Here is an 18,330-nt window from a genome sequence, read left to right on the forward strand (position 1 = left end):
TTCGCGATCGGCTGCCACCGATCGCGCCTCCCCGGAGCGCCCCAATGCAGGGAAACCACATGACAGACACGCACGCGTCCGTGCAGACCGCAGACAAGACCTTCGCCGACTTCGACGTCAACCCGCTGATCGTCGAGGCGCTCGCCGAGAAGGGCATCGTCGCCCCGTTCCCCATCCAGGCGATGACGCTGCCCGTCGCGCTCAGCGGCCACGACATCATCGGCCAGGCCAAGACCGGTACCGGCAAGACCCTCGGCTTCGGCATCCCGCTCCTCCACCGCGCGATCGCGCCGGGTGAGGACGGCTGGGACGGCCTCGAGGACGCGCAGGGCAAGCCGCAGGCCGTCGTCATCGCACCGACGCGCGAGCTCGCGGTGCAGGTCGCGGGCGACCTCGAGACCGCATCGAAGAAGCGCAAGATCCGCATCGCGCAGATCTACGGCGGTCGCGCGTATGAGCCGCAGATCGAGACCCTCAACAAGGGCGTCGAGGTCGTCGTCGGCACCCCCGGCCGAGTGATCGACCTGCTCAACCAGGGCCACCTGGACCTGCGCTACGTCAAGACCGTCGTGCTCGACGAGGCCGACGAGATGCTCGACCTGGGCTTCCTGCCCGACGTCGAGAAGATCCTCGCCGCGACCCCCGCGTCGCGCCACACGATGCTGTTCTCGGCGACCATGCCGGGCGCCGTCGTGACCCTCGCGCGCCGCTACATGATCCAGCCGACGCACATCCGCGCCAACGACCCCGAGGACTCGGGCGCCACGGTCAAGGCGATCAAGCAGGTCGTCTACCGGGCCCACGCGCTCGACAAGGTCGAGGTCGTCGCCCGCATCCTGCAGTCCGAGGGCCGCGGCCGCACGGTCGTGTTCGCACGCACCAAGCGCACCGCCGCGAAGGTCTCCGACGAGCTGCGCGATCGCGGCTTCGCGGCCGGCGCCATCCACGGCGACCTGGGCCAGGGCGCCCGCGAGCAGGCGCTGCGCGCGTTCCGCCACGGCAAGGTCGATGTCCTCGTCGCGACCGACGTCGCGGCGCGAGGCATCGACGTGGACGACGTCACGCACGTCATCAACTACCAGTGCCCCGAGGACGAGAAGACCTACCTGCACCGCATCGGCCGCACCGGCCGCGCGGGCAAGACCGGCACCGCCGTCACGTTCGTGGACTGGGACGAGATCCCCCGCTGGTCGCTGATCGACAAGGCGCTCGACCTCGGCTACCCCGAGCCCGTCGAGACCTACTCGTCGTCCCCGCACCTGTTCGAGGACCTCGACATCCCCGCCGGCACCAAGGGCCGCCTGCCCAAGGACAAGCAGGTGCTCGAGGGCCTCGAAGGCGAGGAGCTCGAGGACCTCGGCGAGACCGGTAAGAAGCACGCCAGCGGCGACCGTCGCGAAGGTGGCCGTGGCGGCAGCCGTGGCGGACGCTCCGAGGGCGGACGCGAGGGTGGCGGCCGTAACCGCAACCGTCGTCGTGGCGGCTCGGGCGGCGGCTCGGGCGGCGGCTCGGGTGAGGGCCGTGGCCCCCGCAGCGACGCCCCGCAGCAGTCCGGCGACGCCGCCCCGAAGGCCGAGGGCGACCGCCCGAAGCGCAACCGTCGTCGTCGCCGTCGCGGCGGCTCGGGCGGCGGTTCCGGCGAGGGCCAGGCGCCCCAGACGCAGCCCGCCGCCGAGTAAGGCAGCACTTCAGACATCGAGGCCGGGTCGCTCCGTCAGGGGCGGCCCGGCCTTCGTCGTCCTCCGACCGGGTGGGGCGAGAACAGGGACGATGCTCCACGGACGATGCGGGACAACGGCGCCGTCGGATCGCGACCGGGTACCCTCGTGACCCATGCAGGCCTCGAGCGACGCAGCGGTGACCAGCGACGACCGCGACAACGTGGGTCCCACGGTCGCGGTCATCGGCGAGAACGTGCGCCGAGAGCGCCGGCGCCAGCAGCTCAGCGTGCAGGCGCTGAGCCAGCGCGCGGGGGTGAGCTTCGGCCTGATCAGCGAACTCGAGCGAGGCCTCGGCAACCCCTCGGTGCTGTCACTGCACCGCCTGTGCCACGCGCTCGATGTGCCGCTGCACCAGCTGCTCGCGGAGCCGGGCGGCGACTCGATGGTCGTGCGCGCGGACGAGCGGCACATCCTGCCGACCTACGACAACGCGGACACCGACCCGACCAGGCGCGTCCACCGCGAGCTGCTCACGCCGCGCTCGCGCTCGAACCTCCAGCTGATCCGGAGCACGCTCCCGCCGGGCTTCACGAACGAGGGCACGCCCTTCCGGCACGTCGGCACCGAGTCGGTGGTCGTCGAGACGGGAGTGCTCATCGTCCAGCACGGCGACAGGCGCATCGAGCTGATGCCCGGCGACACGGTGACGTACGGATGCTCGACCGCGCATTGGTGGGCGAACGGCGCGGAGTGCGACACCGTGGTGCTCGGAGCGGTGAGCCCCTTCGAGGAGTGAGCCTCGGGTTCGCTCCCGTTCGGCGGGGTCCGGCTCGCCTCAGTCCCGCTCGGGGCCGGTGAGGCGCGCCTCGAGAAGGCGAGCGAGCTCGCGCACCGGATCGACGCCGTCATCCACGCGCAGGTCGATCGCCACGTCGGGCGGCCAGGCGGCCTCGTCGGCGCGCATCGCGACGAGCAGCGCCGCGCTGCGCGGACCCCGGCTGTCGCCTCCGGCGCGCTGGCCCGCGGCGAGCGACATCACGAGAGTCCGCGCAAGGCCCGCGATCGCGCCGGGGGTGACCCGGTGAACCTGCTCGCCTGAGGCGTCCACGTACAGCTCGCCCTCCTCATCGGCGTGGGGCGTGCCGAGGGTGGCGAGAGGCGCGCTCGCCGCGTCGAGGACCTCGGGACCGGCCAGGTGGTTGCCGATCGCGATCCAGCCGCTGCCGATCCGCTCGCCCGCCCAGTCAGTGCAGCCCTCACCCGTGTGCCAGGCGACGCTGCCATCGATCGACAGGGCCGCGACCTGCCTCATGCCGCGCCCGGGGTCGGCGGCGAGCGCCGCCTCCACCGCCGCATCGACGCCGTTCCCCGCACGCATCCCACCCAGCACGGCACCTCGCAGCGCGGGGTCGACCCAGGCCTGCGAGGCGACGACACCGAGCGAGGGATCGAGCGCGGGAACGACCGCACCGCAGGCGTGCCCGCCGGTGGCGCACGCGATGCCGAGCGCCCCGGTCGCGGGGTCAGTCGCGAGGACCGTGTACGTCATCGAGGCTCCTTGATGCCCTGGTAGGTGGTGCGTCGGGACCGGCGGAGCCGAGGCGCCGCCCTGTGTGAAATCTATGTTTCGTCTTCCGTCAGACCGTTGTCTGCGACACCAGACTGCCACATACTGATCGCGGCATCACCATATTGATTGAAAGTCGGGAGAAGACAGTGAAGAGAATCACCACCCTGGCGGCGGCATCCGCCACGGTCGTGCTCGCGCTCAGCGCGTGCTCGTCCGGCGAGGCAGTCGACATCGGCGCGTCCTCGTCGTCGTCCGCCGAGGCCGGCGACACGACCCTGGTCGCAGCGATCGCGGGCGAGCCCGACCAGCTCGACCCCCACGTCACCTCGGCGTACTTCTCGTTCGAGGTGCTCGAGAACGTGTACGACACGCTCGTCGAGCCAGACGAGAACCTCGAGATGCAGCCGGCGCTCGCCGAGTCGTGGGAGATCAGCGAGGACCAGCTCCTGTGGACCTTCCACCTGCGCGAGGGCGTGACGTTCCACGACGGCTCGGAGCTCACCGCCGACGACGTCGTGTACTCGTACGACCGCATCATCGACGAGGCGCTCACCCCGTCGTGGCGCTTCGCCGCGATCACCGAGGTGACCGCGGTCGACGACCTCACGGTCGAGATCGAGGTGTCCGCGCCGACGCCGAACCTGCTCGCCCTCATCGGCGGCTACAAGGGCATGGCGATCGTCGAGGAGTCCAACGTCGAGTCGGGCGAGATCACGACCAACCCGATCGGCACCGGCCCGTTCGAGGTGGCCGAGTACACGAGCGGCGACCACATCACGCTGAACGCCAACGAGGACTACTGGGGCGGCGAGCCGAGCGTCGACTCGGTCGAGTTCCGCTTCATCTCCGAGGGTTCGACCGCGATCACCGCGCTCCAGAACGGCGAGATCGACTGGACGGACTCCGTGCCGGTCCAGCAGGTCTCCACGCTGCTCGAGGACGACAGCATTGAGATGACCGTCGCACCGAGCACCGACTACTGGTACCTCACCCTCAACCAGGACCGCGAGCCCTGGGACGACGTCCTCGTGCGCCAGGCCATCGCCTACGCGATCGACCGCGACGCCATCCTCGAGGCCACCACGTACGGCACCGGTGTGCTCAACCAGCTCGCGATCCCCGAGCAGTCCGGGTTCTTCACCGAGTACGACACGTACTCCTACGACCCCGACAAGGCGCAGGAGCTCTTCGACGAGGCCGGCTTCACCGGAGCGACGCTCGACTTCCTGGCCACCTCCGACTACCCGGAGACCGTCACCACGGCCCAGATCCTCGCGGACCAGCTCGAGCCCTACGGCATCGACGTCGAGATCCGTACCCTCGACTTCGCGACCTGGCTCGAGGAGGAGGGCTCGGGCAACTTCGACATGTTCATGCTGTCGTGGCTCGGCAACCTGGACCCTGACGACTACTACTACGCCCAGCACCACAGCGAGGGGTCGTACAACTTCCAGGGCTACTCGAACGCCGAGGTCGACGCGCTGCTCGAGGCCGGTCGCACCGAGACCGACACCGAGACCCGCAAGGAGATCTACGCCGAGGCCGCGACGATGATCGCGGACGACGTGAGCTACCTCTACCTCTACAACCCGGCCGTCATCCAGGCCTGGTCCCCCGAGCTGACCGGGGTCACGGCGCGCGCCGACGGCGCGATCCGCTTCCGCGACGCCGAGATCGCGGGCTGACCTATGGGGACGGTCCTGACCCATCCGACGACGCGGTTCCTCGTCCGCAGGCTCCTGCACTCCGCAGTCGTGCTGCTCGGGGTGGCCATCGTGGTCTTCTCGCTTCTGCAGCTCGTGCCCGGCGATCCCGTGCGGATCGCACTCGGCACGCGGTACACGGAGGAGAGCTACGAGGCGCTGCGCGCGGCCTCGGGTCTGGACCGTCCCCTGATCGTCCAGTTCCTCAGCTATCTGGGAAGCGCCCTCACGGGCGACCTCGGGGTGAGCTTCCGCTCGGGCCAGCCCGTGACGCAGCTCCTCGGGGAGCGACTTCCCGCCACGATGTCGCTCGCGCTGGTCGGCATCCTCATCGGCCTCGTCATCGCCGTCGTCGCCGGCATCTGGGCCGCACTCCACGAGGGCCGCCCCTCCGACGCCGTGGTCCGCGTCGGCAGCCAGTTCGGCGTATCGATCCCCGACTTCTGGATGGGCCTGCTGCTCATCACCGTCTTCGCCGCCACGCTCGGAGTGCTCCCCTCGTCGGGCTACGTCCCGATCGGCGAGGATCCAGGCGAGTGGCTGCGCCACGTCATCCTCCCTGCGTCCGCCGTGGGGCTCGTCGCCGGCGCGATCATGACGCGCTACGTGCGCTCCGCAGTGCTCGACGTGGTCGCGATGCCGTTCGTGCGCACCGCTCGCTCGAAGGGCCTCGCCCCGCACATCGTCACCTTCCGCCACATCGTGCGCAACGCCCTCATCCCCGTGCTCACGATCGCGGGCATCCAGTTCGCGACGATCCTGGGCGGCGTCATCGTGGTCGAGGTCGTGTTCGCGTGGCCCGGCCTCGGCAGCCTCGTCTACAACTCGGTCGAGACCCGCGACTACCCGCTCATCCAGGGCGCCGTGCTGCTCATCGCCGTGATCTTCCTGGTCGTCAACCTGCTGGTCGACGTCCTCTACGCCGCCATCGACCCGAGGATCCGCCTGTCATGAGCGCCGCCACCGACACGACCTCGACCACCATCGCCGCGCCCGCGCCGTCCGACTCCGGCCGCATCGCCGCGTGGCGGCTGCTGCTGCGCAACCCGGTGACCGTCGCGAGCGCGGTCGTCCTGCTCGCCGTCATCGTCATCGCCTTCTTCGGCCAGGCGCTCGCGCCGTACGGCATCAACGACATCGACGTCCCGAACGCGCTGCAGGGCCCCTCGAGCGCGCACTGGTTCGGCACCGACGACCTGGGGCGCGACGTGCTCTCACGCGTGCTCGTCGCGACCGCGGTGTCGCTCAAGGTGGCCGTGGTCTCCGTCGGCATCGCGTTCCTGCTGGGCGTCACGGCCGGGGTCGTCTCCGGATTCGTCGGCGGCTGGTTCGACACCGTCATGATGCGCGTCGTCGACGTCATGTTCGCCTTCCCCGTGATCCTGCTCGCCCTCGCGATCATCTCGATCCTGGGCCCTGGCATCGGGACGACGATGGTCGCGATCGGAATCGTCTACACGCCGATCTTCGCGAGGGTCGCCCGCGCGAGCGCGCTGTCCGTGAGCGTCGAGCCGTTCGTGCAGGTGTCGCGGACCATGGGCACGCCGTCGCGGACGATCCTCGTGCGCCACGTGCTGCCGAACATCACCGCGCCGATCATCGTCCAGACCTCGCTGTCACTCGCGTTCGCGATCCTGTCGGAGGCCTCGCTGTCCTTCCTCGGCCTCGGTGTCCAGCCGCCCGACCCGTCGTGGGGCCGGATGCTCTACGACGCCCAGGCCTTCCTGGGGCAGGCGTGGTGGCTCAGCGTCTTCCCGGGCGCGGCGATCTTCGTCACCGTGCTCGCCTTCAACCTCGTCGGCGACGGCCTCAGGGACGTCCTCGACCCCAAGCAGCGCTCGATCATGGAAGCGAGGGCCCGCCGATGAGCAAGGTGCTCACCGTCAGCGACCTGTCCGTCTCGATCGGCCGAAGATCGATCGTCGAGAATGTGTCGTTCGACGTCGAGGAGGGCGGCACGCTCGGCATCGTCGGCGAGTCCGGCTCGGGGAAGTCCATGACCGTCCTCGCCGCCACGGGCCTGCTCGACGCCCCGGCCTCCCACGTGTCCGGCTCGAGCCGCATGGGCGACCTCGAGCTCGTCGGCGCGGGCCCCAAGGCCCTGCGATCGGTGCACGGATCGCGGGTCGGCTTCGTCTTTCAGGACCCGTCGACGTCCCTGAACCCGCTCCTCACCCTCGAGCGCCAGATCACCGAGCCGCTGCAGGCGCACCGTCGGATGACCCGACGGTCGGCGCGCACGCGTGCGCTCGAGCTGCTCGAGGCCGTGGGCATCCCCGACCCCGAGTCGCGCCTCGGCGCCTACCCGCACCAGCTCTCGGGCGGACAGCGCCAGCGCGTGATGATCGCGATCGGCATCGCATGCGACCCCGCGCTGCTGGTGGCCGACGAGCCGACCACCGCGCTCGACGTCACGACCGAGGCGCAGATCCTCGAGCTCGTCCGCGACCTCCAGGAGCAGCGCGGCACGGCAGTCGTGTGGATCAGTCACGACCTGGGCGTGATCGGGCAGCTCGCCGACGATGTCGCCGTCCTCAAGCAGGGCGCGATCGTGGAGCATCGCCCGATCGTCGACGTGTTCAGCACGCCCGAGCACGACTACACGCGCACCCTTCTGGACGCGCGCCCAATCGTGGGCAGGTTCACCCCGCCCACGACCGACGAGGACGCGCCGACGGTGCTCGAGGTGGAGCACCTGGACGTGCACTACCCGATCGTGACGCCCCAGGGCCGCTCGACCGTGCACGCGGTCAAGGACGTGTCGTTCTCCGTGAAGCGCGGCCACACGCTCGGCATCGTCGGCGAGTCGGGCTCGGGCAAGTCCACGATCGCGAGCGCGCTGACGGGGCTCGTCGCCCCGTCGGGAGGCACGGCGGTACTCACCGCAGGACACGAGGACGATGCGCCGGTCGAGCACGACGTCCTGGCGGCGAAGGGCAAGGCAGCCGCGCCCGTGAAGCGGCGCCTCGCGATGGTCTTCCAGGACCCGTTCTCCTCGCTCGACCCGCGCCGTTCGGTCGCCGACGCGATCGGCGAGCCGCTCATGGTCCACCGCCTCACGGCGCCGGGGGCGGCTCGCCGCTCGCGCGTCGAGGAGCTGCTCGAGCTCGTGGGTCTGTCCACCGAGTTCGCCGATCGCTTCCCCCACGAGCTCTCGGGCGGCCAGCGGCAGCGCGTCTCGATCGCGCGCGCCCTTGCGCTCGAGCCGGACGTGCTGATCCTCGACGAGGCGACGGCCTCGCTCGACGTCTCCATCCAGGCGCTCGTGCTCGACCTCATGCGCCGCCTTCAGGACGAGCTCGGCCTCACCTACCTCTTCATCGCGCACGACCTCGCGATCGTGCACCAGATGAGCCACGAGGTGCTCGTGCTGCGCGGCGGCGTGGCGGTCGAGCATCGCCCGACCGAGGAGCTGTTCGCGTCCCCGCGCGAGGATTACACGAAGGCGCTGCTCGCAGCGATCCCACCCGAGCGCCCCCGCGCGGCACAGTCCCAGGCACAGTCCCAGGCGCCGTCTCAGGCACAGTTCCAGGCCCCCGCCGAGTGACGGGGAGAGCCCCGACCCCGATCGACGCGCTCGCCGACCGCTGGACCTCCCGTGTGCTCGCGTGCGCTCCCGCCGACGCGATCGTGGCGGGAAGGCGGCCCGCGACCCTCGACGGGCTCGGAGCCGGACCCCGAGAGGATCTCGCGGACCACGCGGCGCGCACCCTGAGGGAGCTCGCACGCCTCGACCCCACGGACGACGTGGACGAGGTCACCCTCCGCGACCTCGCCGCGGACCTGCGCCTCCGCGCGGGCGAGCGCGAGGCCGGCCTTCACCTCGCGGAGATCGATCCCGTCACGAACCCCCTCGCCACGCTTCCCCGGGCGCTCGGTTCCCTCCCCCGCGCCACGCGCGATGACGAGGCGCGCCTCGTCGCGTTGATCGCGAGCCTGCCGAGAGCCGTCGACGACTGGACGGACGCCATCGCGCATCAGACCGCGACGCTCGCGGCGCCCTCGCGTGCGCAGGTGTCGACGCTGGTCGCCCAGGCTCGCGCGCTCGCGAGAGAGGACGGACCCCTCGCTTCCGCACTAGGCGTCGCGGAGGACCTTGCTGTGCTGGACTCGGTGCGGAGCTGCCTGATCGCCGCCGCCGCCCGGCTCGAGGAGACGGTCCTGCCGCGCGCAAGGAGATCGGCGGCAGTCGGCCCCGACCTCTACCCCGTCGCGGCGGAGCGACACCTGGGCATGAGGATCGATGCCCGTGAGACCTATGCGTGGGGCCTCGAGGCGCTGGCCGCGGCCACAAGTGCGCAGACAGAGGCCGCCCACGAGCTGGGAGCCTCCTCGATCGAGGAGGCCACCGCGGTCCTCGCGGAGGACCCGAATCGGCACCTGGAAGGAGCGGATCGTGTCACGGCCTGGCTTCAGGAGACCGCCGAGGCGGCGATAGACGCCGTCACGGGCACGCACCTCACGGTCGCGCCCGGACTCCGCCGCCTCACCGCGCGCATCGACCCCGCGAAGCGCGGCGGCGCCTTCTACACGCCGCCCTCACCGGACGGGACCCGACCGGGCGCGATCACCTGGCCAGCGGACGCCGGCGCGGGCACCTTCGCGCCGTGGCGCGAGCGCACGACCGTCCACCACGAGGGAGTGCCTGGCCACCATCTTCAGATGGGCGGCACCGCGCTCGCGAGGGATCTCAACGACTGGCGCGCACTGCTGGCCGGAAGCGCCGGCCATTCCGAGGGCTGGGCACTGTACGCCGAGGCGTTCATGGACCGGCTCGGGCTGCTGCCGGACCCCGCGGACAGGTTCGGGATGCTCGACGCGCTGCGGTTCCGCGCGGCCCGCGTCGTCATCGACATCGGCCTTCATCTGGGCCTGCAGCGACCCGGCGGCGGCGGGATCTGGGACCGGGACCACGCCCGCGCGACGCTGCGGCGGTCCACCTCGATGCCCGACGCGTTCGTCGACGCGGAGGTCGACCGCTACCTGGGCTGGCCAGGTCAGGCGCCCGCCTACGCGATCGGCGCGAGGGTCTGGCACGACGCGCGCGATGCCGCGCTCGCCTCGGGGATCACCGAGCGCACCTTCCACGACCGGGCTCTCGCGCTCGGCTCCGTCCGCCTCGACACGTTCGCGGCGACCACGCTCAGCCCCTGAGCGCCTCCAAGGCCTCGAGCACCTCGGGCGAGGTGAGATTCTCGCCCAGCCGGTTGAGCTTGCCCGTCCCGTGATAGTCCGAGGACCCCGTCCGGAGCAGCCCGTAGCGCTCCGCGAGCGTCGCGAGATGCGTGCGAGTCGCGTCGTCATGGTCGCGGTGATCCACTTCGAGCCCCGCGAGGCCCGCCTTCGCGAGCTCGGCGATCGCCCAGTCGGGGACAGTCTTCCCGCGCGCGTGCGCCCCGGGGTGCGCGAACACCGAGACCCCGCCCGCGGCGCGGATGACGCCGATCGCCTCCCCGACCTCGGGCGCGTAGTGCGGCACGTAGTACGGCGATCCGTTCTTGAGGACGTGCGCGAAGACCTCGTCCCGCGTGCGGAAGGCCCCGCGTTCTACGAGGGCGTCGGCGATGTGCGGCCTGCCGACCGTGGCGGACACTCCCGCGCGTGCCTCCACGTCCTTCCAGTCCAGCGGGTAGTCGACCGCGATGCGCTCGACGATCTCCCTGGCCCTTCCGACCCGGGCCTCCTGGGTCCTCGCGAGCATCTCGGTGAGCGCCGCATCGTCCCTGCGCGGCCAGTAGGCGAGCATGTGCACCGACACCCAGCGATGCCGTGCGGAGACCTCGATCGCGGGCACGAGCCTCAGCCCGCTCGCGTCGGCCTGGGCCTGCGCCTCGTCCCAGCCATCCATCGTGTCGTGGTCCGCGAGCGCGACCACGTCGAGGCCCGCCTCCGCGGCCTCGCGCATCACCTGCGCGGGCGAACCCGTGCCGTCCGAGACGGTCGAGTGGAGGTGCAGGTCGATGCGCATATCGCCACCCTAGGACGTGCGCCTCGGACGACGCGGCAGCGGGCTTGGGGGACGGGTCCCCGACCGTGCGGGGCGCGGGGCCCGGAATGAGACGATTGCTCCATGACTGACGACAAGGATGACCTCAACAAGGCACGCACGGGACGCCCCAACTCGGCGGCGTTCAAGGAGTTCCTCGCGGGCGGCTGGGCGGAGCCGGAGACGGACGCGACGACGCTGATCGCCGCCGCTCCCTACGCGGCCGAGCGCCGCGCGCGCCTGAGCGAGATGTTCCCGGGCAAGCGCATGGTCGTGCCCGCGGGAGACCTCAAGGTGCGCTCGAACGACACCGACTACCGCTTCCGCCCCACCTCCGACTTCGCCTACCTCACGGGCCTCGGCGCTGACCACGAGCCCGGCGCCGTCCTCGTGATGGAGCCGACCGACGCGGGGCACGACGCGACGCTGTACCTCATCCCGCCCGCCGTCGCCGGGGACGAGGGCTTCTACTCCGACCCGCGCTCGGGCGAGTTCTGGATCGGCCGCCGGCCCGGCCTCGCCGAGTTTCAGGCGATGACGGGCATCGCGACCGCGGACCTCGCGGACCTGCCCACCGACATCAAGGTCGCGAAGCACCCCAAGAACAAGGTCGCCGTGGCGCTCGCAGAGATGAAGTTCGTCAAGGACGAGTACGAGGTCCAGCAGCTGCGCGACGCCGTGAACGCGACGATCGCCGGCTTCGAGCGGGTCGTGCCCGAGCTGCCCCGCGCGACCGAGCACAAGCGCGGCGAGCGGGTCATCGAGGCCACCTTCGACGGGCTCGCGCGCGAGGAGGGCAACGGGGTCGGCTACGAGACGATCGCCGCCTCGGGCCCGCACGCCACGACGCTGCACTGGATCCGCAACGACGGCCAGGTGCGCCGCGGCGACCTCCTGCTGCTCGACGCCGGCGTCGAGATGGAGAGCCTCTACACCGCAGACGTCACTCGCACCCTGCCGATCGACGGCACCTTCTCCCCCGTGCAGCGCGAGATGTACGAGATCGTGCTCGAGGCCGCCGACGCGGGCTTCGCGGTCGCCAGGCCGGGCGCGCGCTTCCTCGACGTCCACGAGGCGGCCATGGAGGTCATTGAGAGGCGGCTCACCGAGAAGGGGATCGTGCCCGACCACGAGGACCCCGAGGCCAAGCTGTTCCGCCGCTGGATGGTCCACTCGACCTCGCACCACCTTGGCATCGACGTCCACGACTGCGGGCTCGCGAGCCGCGAGCACTACATGGAGGGCGTCCTCGAACCCGGCATGGTCTTCACGATCGAGCCCGGCCTGTACTTCAAGGCCGACGACCTCACTGTCCCCGCGGAGCTGCGCGGCATCGGTATCCGCATCGAGGACGACGTGCTCATCACCGAGGACGGCTACGAGAACCTCTCGGCGGCCCTCCCCCGCGAGCCCGACGCGATCGAGGCCTGGATGGCGCGGCTCGCGCGCTGACGCCAAGGGACCACGGTCCCAGCCTTCTGTGCACCTGTCTAAAACAATGGGAGGCGGGGTCCGACCAGCCCCTCACCTCACCAGGAGCCTCATGTCCCACCTGCAGCACACCACTCCGCGCCGACCCACGACGACTGCGCGGTGGCTTGCGACATTGGCGCTCACGCTCCTCCTCCTGGCGTTCGTGCCGTCGCCCGCGCTCGCGGACGACGCGGGACTCACCGGAGGAACGGAGGCGGCCCAGGAGGCCGGGCTGCCCGCCGACGCCGACCTCGTGCTGTTCTGGGGCGACGGCTGCCCCCACTGCGCCGCCGAGAAGGAATGGCTCGCGGAGTACCAGGCCGCCCACCCCGAGATCGTCGTCCAGAAGTACGAGGTCTGGTACGACGCAGACAACCAGGCGCTCATGATCGACACCGCCGCGGCGTACGGGATCGAGATCACGGGAGTGCCGCTCACGATCATCGGCGATGAGACGTGGGCCGGCTGGTCGGATCCGATGGAGGACACCCTCGCCGCAGCGCTCGCGCCCGCGCTCGACGACGGCGGCGCGCTGGTCGACGACCCCGACGCTTCCGCGAGCGGGGACAACGTCATCGACGTCCCCCTTGCGGGAGAGGTGGACCTCGACGAGCAGAGCCTCCTCGTCTCCACGCTCATCATCGGCTTCGTCGACGGCGTCAACCCGTGCTCGCTGTGGGTGATCTCGGTGCTGCTCGCGATCGTCCTGCGCACCGGCAGCAGGCGCCGCGTGATCGCGATCGGCAGCACCTTCCTCGCGGTGACCGCGCTCATGTACGCGCTGTACATGGCCGCCTTCTACTCGGTGCTCACGGTCGTGGGCTGGATGGGGTGGATCCAGGTGCTCGTGGCCCTCGTGGCGGGCATCTTCGGCATCGTGAGCGTCAAGGACTACTTCGCCTTCAAGCAGGGGCTGTCGTTCACGATCTCCGACTCGGCGAAGCCGGGGATCTACAAGCGGATGCGCGCGGCCGCGTCTCACGAGGCGCTGCTGCCGGCCCTCGGCGCGACGATCGTCCTCGCGGTCGGGGTGAGCCTGCTCGAGACGCCGTGCACCGCCGGCTTCCCACTGCTGTGGACCGGGCTGCTGCAGGCCAACGACGTGGGGCCGATCGAGACCGTCGGGCTGTTCGTCGCGTACATGATCCCGTTCCTGCTCGACGAGCTCGCGGTCTTCGCAATTGCGATCGTCACGATGCGCGCGACCAAGTTCCAGGACAGGCACGGAGAGCTGCTCAAGCTGTTCGCGGGCGTGACGATGCTCGTCCTCGCCGCGGTCATGCTGCTCGACCCGACGCTCATGAACAGCCCGTGGGTCGCGCTCGGCCTGTTCGCCGGGGCCTTCGTGCTCGCCGCGGCCATCCACCTGGTGACCTTGAGGATCAGGGCACCGCGGGACTGAGCACGCCGGACCGCGTCTTCCCGGACCAGGAGGCCTCCCCAACCGCGCCGCATCGTCCCGGGACTATTCGCACCCCGCGAAACGTTGCCTCCTCGGATCCCCGACCGAGAGGCCACCCATGCCCGTGAAGCTGTCCCTGCTCGACCTGGCCGCCATCCCGCCCCACGGGACGGCGCGCGACTCGCTCGCTCACTCCGTCGAGCTGGCACGCGCCGCCGAGGAGACCTGCTACGCGCGCGTCTGGTATGCGGAGCATCACGGAATGGACTCGATCGCGTCATCGGCCCCGGCCGTGCTCGTGGCGCACGTCGCGGCGCACACGAAGACGATCCGGCTGGGCTCGGGCGGGGTGATGCTCCCCCACCACTCGCCGCTGACCGTCGCCGAGCAGTTCGGCACGCTCGCCGAGCTGCACCCGGGGCGCATCGACCTGGGACTCGGCCGCGCGCCGGGCGGCGACCGCGCCATCTACCGGGCACTGCGCTCCGATCCCGCCGCCGCGGACCGCTTCTCCGACGATGTCGAGGAGTTGCGAGGCCTGCTCGCCGGCGAGCAGCGCCAGGATGGGATCCGCGCCACGCCCGGCGCGGGAACGCGCGTGCCGCTGTACATCCTCGGCTCGTCGCTGTTCGGCGCGCACCTCGCTGCAGCCCTCGGTCTGCCCTACGCGTTCGCCTCGCACTTCGCGCCTCAAGCGCTGCATCAGGCGGTGTCGGTCTACCGCGACTCGTACCGGCCGTCGGAGGACCACCCTGAGCCGTACGTGATCGCAGGCTTCAACGTGATCGCCGCGTCCGACGGCGACGAGGCGCGCGAGATGTTCGCCGCCGCCCGCCGCGAGCGCGTGCGTCGCCTGGTCAAGCGCGGCCCGGCCGCCCCCGCGTACACGGACTCCGAGATCGAGGACTTCCTGCGCTCGGCGCAGGGCCAGCAGATCGCGGCGATGATGTCCCGCTCGGCCGCGGGCACCCCCGAGGAGGTGCGAGGCGCGCTCGAGGCCTTCGCCGAGGAGGCCCGCGCCGACGAGATCATCACGGTGCATGCGGCGCTCGACGCCGACGCGCGCGTGGAGTCGGTGAGGCTCACGGGCGCGGCCGTCTCGACGGCGTAGGAGAGATCAGACCGACGGGGTCGGCGCCAGGGCAGCCGCAAGGGACGCGAGCGTCTCGCTCGTGCCGGCGTCAATCTTGACGTCCGCGCGCCGGTCCCCCTTGGTGGGACCGCGATTGATGATGACGATCGGCATGCCGCGTCGGGAGGCGCGCTCCACGAGACGCACTCCCGAGTTGACCGCGAGGGACGACCCGGCGACAAGCAGCGCGCCGGACTCGTCCACGATCCGCTCGGCCTCCTGAGTCCGCTCCCGAGGGACGAGCTCTCCGAAGAACACCACGTCGGGCTTGAGCACCCCGCCGCATACCGTGCACGCGGGCACCTTCACGCCGTCCCAGGTGCTGGGCAGCACGTCCCCGTCGGGGCCGAGCTCGATCGCCTCCGGGACGGCCAGGACAGGGTTGTCCTGAGCGATGCGTGCGGCGACCTCCTCGCGGGAGGTCCGCGCACCGCAGTCGAGGCACGTGACCCCGCGCATATCGCCGTGCAGCTCGACGACCCGGCGCGAGCCAGCGCGCAGATGGAGACCGTCCACGTTCTGCGTCACGAGGCCATTCACCACGCCTACCCGCTCGAGGGCCGCGAGCGCCGCGTGCCCGGCATTGGGGCGCGTGCCCGCGAAGGTCTTCCAGCCCAGGTGCGAACCGACCCAGTAGCGACGCCGCTTGTCCTCATCGCCCACGAAGTCCTGAGCGGTCATGGGGGTGCGGCGGCGCGATTGCGGTCCGCGATAGTCGGGAATCCCTGAGTCCGTCGACAGGCCCGCACCGGTGAGCACGCTGATCGAGCGCCCTGCGAGCGCCGCGACCGCACGCGCGACGGGCTCGGTCCGCTCCTCGCACTCGAGGCCCTCGATCGCCACGCGCTTCTCCCTCGTCTCGCCGGCAACGCCCCAGAGTGTCGCGCCGGTCCTCCGATGGTCGCATGGCCAGCGCCACCCTGGACGCACGCGGCACTCAGGGCAGCGGAAGCGGCTCGATCCGTGGGTACACCTCGAGCTCGGGGTAGACCATGATCCCCGAGCCATGCGACTTCTGCGCCTTCCAGTGCGCCGCGAAGCACGGGGCGATCGCGCGCCACAGGTACTGGCGCTCCGTAGGTGGCTCGCCGCGGCCGTACCACTCGTTGACCGAGTAGGCCACGATGTCCGCGAGCTGGATGATCTCGCGATCGAGCGTGCTGTAGTGCGAGTCGATCCACAGCGGCTTGTCGAGCACCGGCTCGAACCGGGGCCGGTTCCGCTCCTTCTTCTCGAGCTCGGCGCGGGCCGCGTACATCGCGCCCGACTTGAAGTAGGCCTCGTGCTCGTCCTGCTGATCGGCGACGAAGAGCGCTCCCTCGCCCTTGTTCACCTGATCGAGGACGAGCGCGACCCGCTCGTACAGGCGCGTGTACGCGACGGCGAGGGGGTCGATGTCCTCGCCGGACTGGCGCAGCGCCACCTTGTCGATGACGGCGGTGAAGATGAGCGGCTTGAACTTCGCGAACACCTGCGCCAGGTCGATGAGCATCCGATCCATGACCACGGGATCGTCGGCCTCACGCCACCCCTCGGGCAGGAACCGCACGCGCTCATGCCCGTGCAGGCGCGCCGAGTGGGTGAGGAACCTTCCCTTGATCTCCGAGCGTCCCCAGTCCTCGGCCCCGACGCTCGCCGGGAAGTACCGCCGCTTGATCCCGATCAGCTCCCGCGCGAGCACCTCGCGCGACGAGTCGTGGATGCCCACCGCGGCGAGCACGAACAGGTCGCTCGGGGTGCCGTGCGAGGAATGGCGCGGCGCGCGCGCCGCCGTGTCACCGCATTCGTCGATGTAGAACAGCAGCATCGTCGCCTCCTGGTCGTCTCCAGCCTAGGAGTCCACCAGGGACGATGCGAGGGCTGGGCTTCGCCCGATGCGGACACCTTCTGACACGTCGTGGATCGCGAACACGGCGTGTAGGCCCCGACGCGCCGAGGTAACCGAAAGCGACGTGTCAGAAAGCGTCCGGGCACGCGCACATCGAAGCGCGTCGGCGCGCGTCAGGCCGCGCGCTCGGCGAGCATCTTGATGCCCAGCCGCATCTGCTCCGGCGGAAGGTAGAACGGCAGCCGGAAGTGACCGGCGGCGGCCCCCGGGATCACCTCGAAGGCCGAGCCGGGCGCGACGGGGGCGCCCGCCGCATCGGACCTCTCGGCGAAGCGATCGGCGCTGCCCTCTCCGAGCTCGACCCACAGCGACGGCCCGCCGTCGGGCTCCTGCCACGACCAGTCGAGCCCGTGCTCCGCGACCGCGCCGCGGGTCGCGTCGAGGGAGGCCCTCAGCTCGCCGATCCGCCACTCGAGGGTCTCCTCGTAGTGCTCCTTGAGCAGGCGCGCCGCGATCCGCTGGAACATCGCCGGGGAGCCGAGGTCCATCGCGGCACGACGGTGGCGGAGCTGCGCCGCAAGCGTGGCGTTGGTGTGAAGCCAGCCGATGCGCAGACCACCCCAGAACACCTTGGACATCCCGCCGACGGTGATGACGGAGGCGCCGGACCCGTACGAGGCGAGCGGGCGGCGAGGCCGGCCGTCGAGCGCGAGGTCGCCGATCGTGCGGTCGTCGATCACGGTGGTGCCGACCGCCTCCGCCGCGTGGAGGACCTCGAGGGCGGACTCGTCGCTCATCGCGGTGCCGGTCGGGTTGTGGAACGTGGTGAGGTACGCGAGGTCGGGGCGGCTCGCGCGCAGCAGCTTCGCCGCCGCGGTCGCATCGAGGCCCTCGTCCCGCATCGGCAGGGCGAGGGGGCGGGTGCCCGCGGCGTGGACGGCATCGAACACACCCGGATAGGTGATCGACTCGAGTGCGACGGGCTTCGCGGGGCCGCCGAGCATCGTCACGACGAGCCACACGGCCTGCTGCGCGCCCGACGTGATCACGACCTCGTCGGGACGCGCGGGGACGCCCTGCACGCGCAGGTGATCGGTCACGGCGAGCACGAGGTCGCGGTCGCCGAGCGCCGCGTAGCCGTTTCCGACCGCGGGACTGCCGCCGATGAAGGCCGGCAGGTCCGACAGCGCGTCCGTGACGATCGGCGCGGGCGGCGGCGAGGCGGTGTTGAAGGCCACGAGCGGCTCGTACCGGCCGGTGAGGATCTTGCTGAAGCGGTCCTGGGCGGACAGCGCCATGACGCCGCGCGACAGCGAGCCCAGACGCGGGGCGGCGCCGGGCTTGACCTCGAGCCAGCCCGACTCGCGCAGCTGCTGATATGCCGCCGTCACCGTGTTGCGGGACAGGTGGAGCTCGGTCGCGAGCGCGCGCTCCGAGGGCAGGCGCGTGCCGTGCTCGAGCGAGCCGGACTCGGCGAGGGCGACGATCGCGTCGGCCAGCTGCTGGTACAGCGGGCCGCGACCCGACTGCCAGTGATCGAGCACGGCGGTCAGCTGTTGGGCGGCGGTGAGCATG

The 18,330-nt window shown here is 71.1% G+C and carries 15 protein-coding genes; 10 read left to right on the forward strand and 5 right to left on the reverse strand.

The window, feature by feature from the left end; translation table 11 throughout:
- Positions 1 to 59 precede the first annotated feature (59 nt).
- On the forward strand, positions 60 to 1,679 hold the full coding sequence (locus B7K23_RS00760; RefSeq protein WP_234996352.1) for a DEAD/DEAH box helicase: 1,620 nt from the start codon (positions 60 to 62) through the stop codon (positions 1,677 to 1,679).
- A gap of 154 nt (positions 1,680 to 1,833) precedes the next feature.
- Complete coding sequence (locus B7K23_RS00765) at positions 1,834 to 2,457, forward strand: helix-turn-helix domain-containing protein (RefSeq protein ID WP_084124266.1); 624 nt, start codon at positions 1,834 to 1,836, stop codon at positions 2,455 to 2,457.
- 39 nt (positions 2,458 to 2,496) lie between these two features.
- Here the strand turns inward: B7K23_RS00765 and B7K23_RS00770 are convergent, their stop codons facing one another.
- Positions 2,497 to 3,210: a DUF1028 domain-containing protein gene (locus B7K23_RS00770; RefSeq protein WP_084124268.1), complete on the reverse strand. Its 714-nt coding sequence runs from the start codon at positions 3,208 to 3,210 to the stop codon at positions 2,497 to 2,499.
- 167 nt (positions 3,211 to 3,377) lie between these two features.
- Here B7K23_RS00770 and B7K23_RS00775 point away from each other — a divergent pair, with 167 nt between their 5' ends.
- From B7K23_RS00775 to B7K23_RS00795, 5 genes are read left to right on the forward strand one after another with little or no spacing between them, the layout of a single operon-like run.
- Positions 3,378 to 4,916 (forward strand): ABC transporter substrate-binding protein, encoded by a 1,539-nt coding sequence (locus B7K23_RS00775; RefSeq protein WP_084124270.1) that lies wholly within the window; start codon positions 3,378 to 3,380, stop codon positions 4,914 to 4,916.
- A 3-nt stretch (positions 4,917 to 4,919) separates the two neighbouring features.
- Entirely contained in the window at positions 4,920 to 5,888 is a 969-nt protein-coding gene (locus B7K23_RS00780; RefSeq protein WP_084124272.1) for an ABC transporter permease, read from the forward strand.
- Complete coding sequence (locus tag B7K23_RS00785; protein WP_084124274.1) at positions 5,885 to 6,802, forward strand: ABC transporter permease; 918 nt, start codon at positions 5,885 to 5,887, stop codon at positions 6,800 to 6,802. Before B7K23_RS00780 ends, B7K23_RS00785 begins: the two co-directional genes overlap by 4 nt.
- The gene (locus B7K23_RS00790) at positions 6,799 to 8,481 is read left to right on the forward strand and encodes an ABC transporter ATP-binding protein (protein ID WP_084124276.1); all 1,683 of its coding nucleotides are present in this window, start codon (positions 6,799 to 6,801) and stop codon (positions 8,479 to 8,481) included. The genes B7K23_RS00785 and B7K23_RS00790 overlap by 4 nt, the downstream gene beginning before the upstream one ends.
- A complete protein-coding gene (locus tag B7K23_RS00795; RefSeq protein ID WP_084124278.1) occupies positions 8,478 to 10,088 on the forward strand; it encodes a DUF885 domain-containing protein in 1,611 nt (536 codons plus the stop codon). The genes B7K23_RS00790 and B7K23_RS00795 overlap by 4 nt, the downstream gene beginning before the upstream one ends.
- Here B7K23_RS00795 and B7K23_RS00800 read toward each other — a convergent pair.
- Positions 10,078 to 10,902 carry a PHP domain-containing protein gene (locus tag B7K23_RS00800; protein ID WP_084124280.1) on the reverse strand — a complete coding sequence of 275 codons (825 nt, stop codon included), beginning with the start codon at positions 10,900 to 10,902 and terminating at the stop codon, positions 10,078 to 10,080. The genes B7K23_RS00795 and B7K23_RS00800 overlap by 11 nt on opposite strands.
- 102 nt (positions 10,903 to 11,004) lie before the next feature.
- Between B7K23_RS00800 and B7K23_RS00805 the strand changes: the two genes are divergently transcribed.
- The 3 genes from B7K23_RS00805 (at position 11,005) to B7K23_RS00815 (ending at position 14,906) form a co-directional block, all read left to right on the forward strand.
- Positions 11,005 to 12,372, forward strand: coding sequence for an aminopeptidase P family protein (locus B7K23_RS00805; protein WP_084124282.1), 1,368 nt, complete (start codon positions 11,005 to 11,007; stop codon positions 12,370 to 12,372).
- Positions 12,373 to 12,463: 91 nt separating this feature from the next.
- Entirely contained in the window at positions 12,464 to 13,795 is a 1,332-nt protein-coding gene (locus B7K23_RS00810) for a hypothetical protein (RefSeq protein WP_084124284.1), read from the forward strand.
- A gap of 118 nt (positions 13,796 to 13,913) precedes the next feature.
- Entirely contained in the window at positions 13,914 to 14,906 is a 993-nt protein-coding gene (locus tag B7K23_RS00815) for an LLM class flavin-dependent oxidoreductase (protein WP_084124286.1), read from the forward strand.
- Between the two features lie 6 nt (positions 14,907 to 14,912).
- On the opposite strand, the gene B7K23_RS00820 is transcribed toward B7K23_RS00815, so the two are convergent.
- The 3 genes from B7K23_RS00820 to B7K23_RS00830 form a co-directional block, all read right to left on the reverse strand.
- Positions 14,913 to 15,764 carry a Sir2 family NAD-dependent protein deacetylase gene (locus B7K23_RS00820; RefSeq protein WP_375730881.1) on the reverse strand — a complete coding sequence of 284 codons (852 nt, stop codon included), beginning with the start codon at positions 15,762 to 15,764 and terminating at the stop codon, positions 14,913 to 14,915.
- Between the two features lie 100 nt (positions 15,765 to 15,864).
- Positions 15,865 to 16,734: a DUF3800 domain-containing protein gene (locus B7K23_RS00825; protein ID WP_084124290.1), complete on the reverse strand. Its 870-nt coding sequence runs from the start codon at positions 16,732 to 16,734 to the stop codon at positions 15,865 to 15,867.
- A gap of 194 nt (positions 16,735 to 16,928) precedes the next feature.
- A complete protein-coding gene (locus tag B7K23_RS00830) occupies positions 16,929 to 18,329 on the reverse strand; it encodes a PLP-dependent aminotransferase family protein (RefSeq protein ID WP_159451252.1) in 1,401 nt (466 codons plus the stop codon).
- Position 18,330: the final 1 nt, after the last annotated feature.

Source organism: Demequina sp. NBRC 110054 (assembly GCF_002090115.1).
Lineage (GTDB): Bacteria > Actinomycetota > Actinomycetes > Actinomycetales > Demequinaceae > Demequina.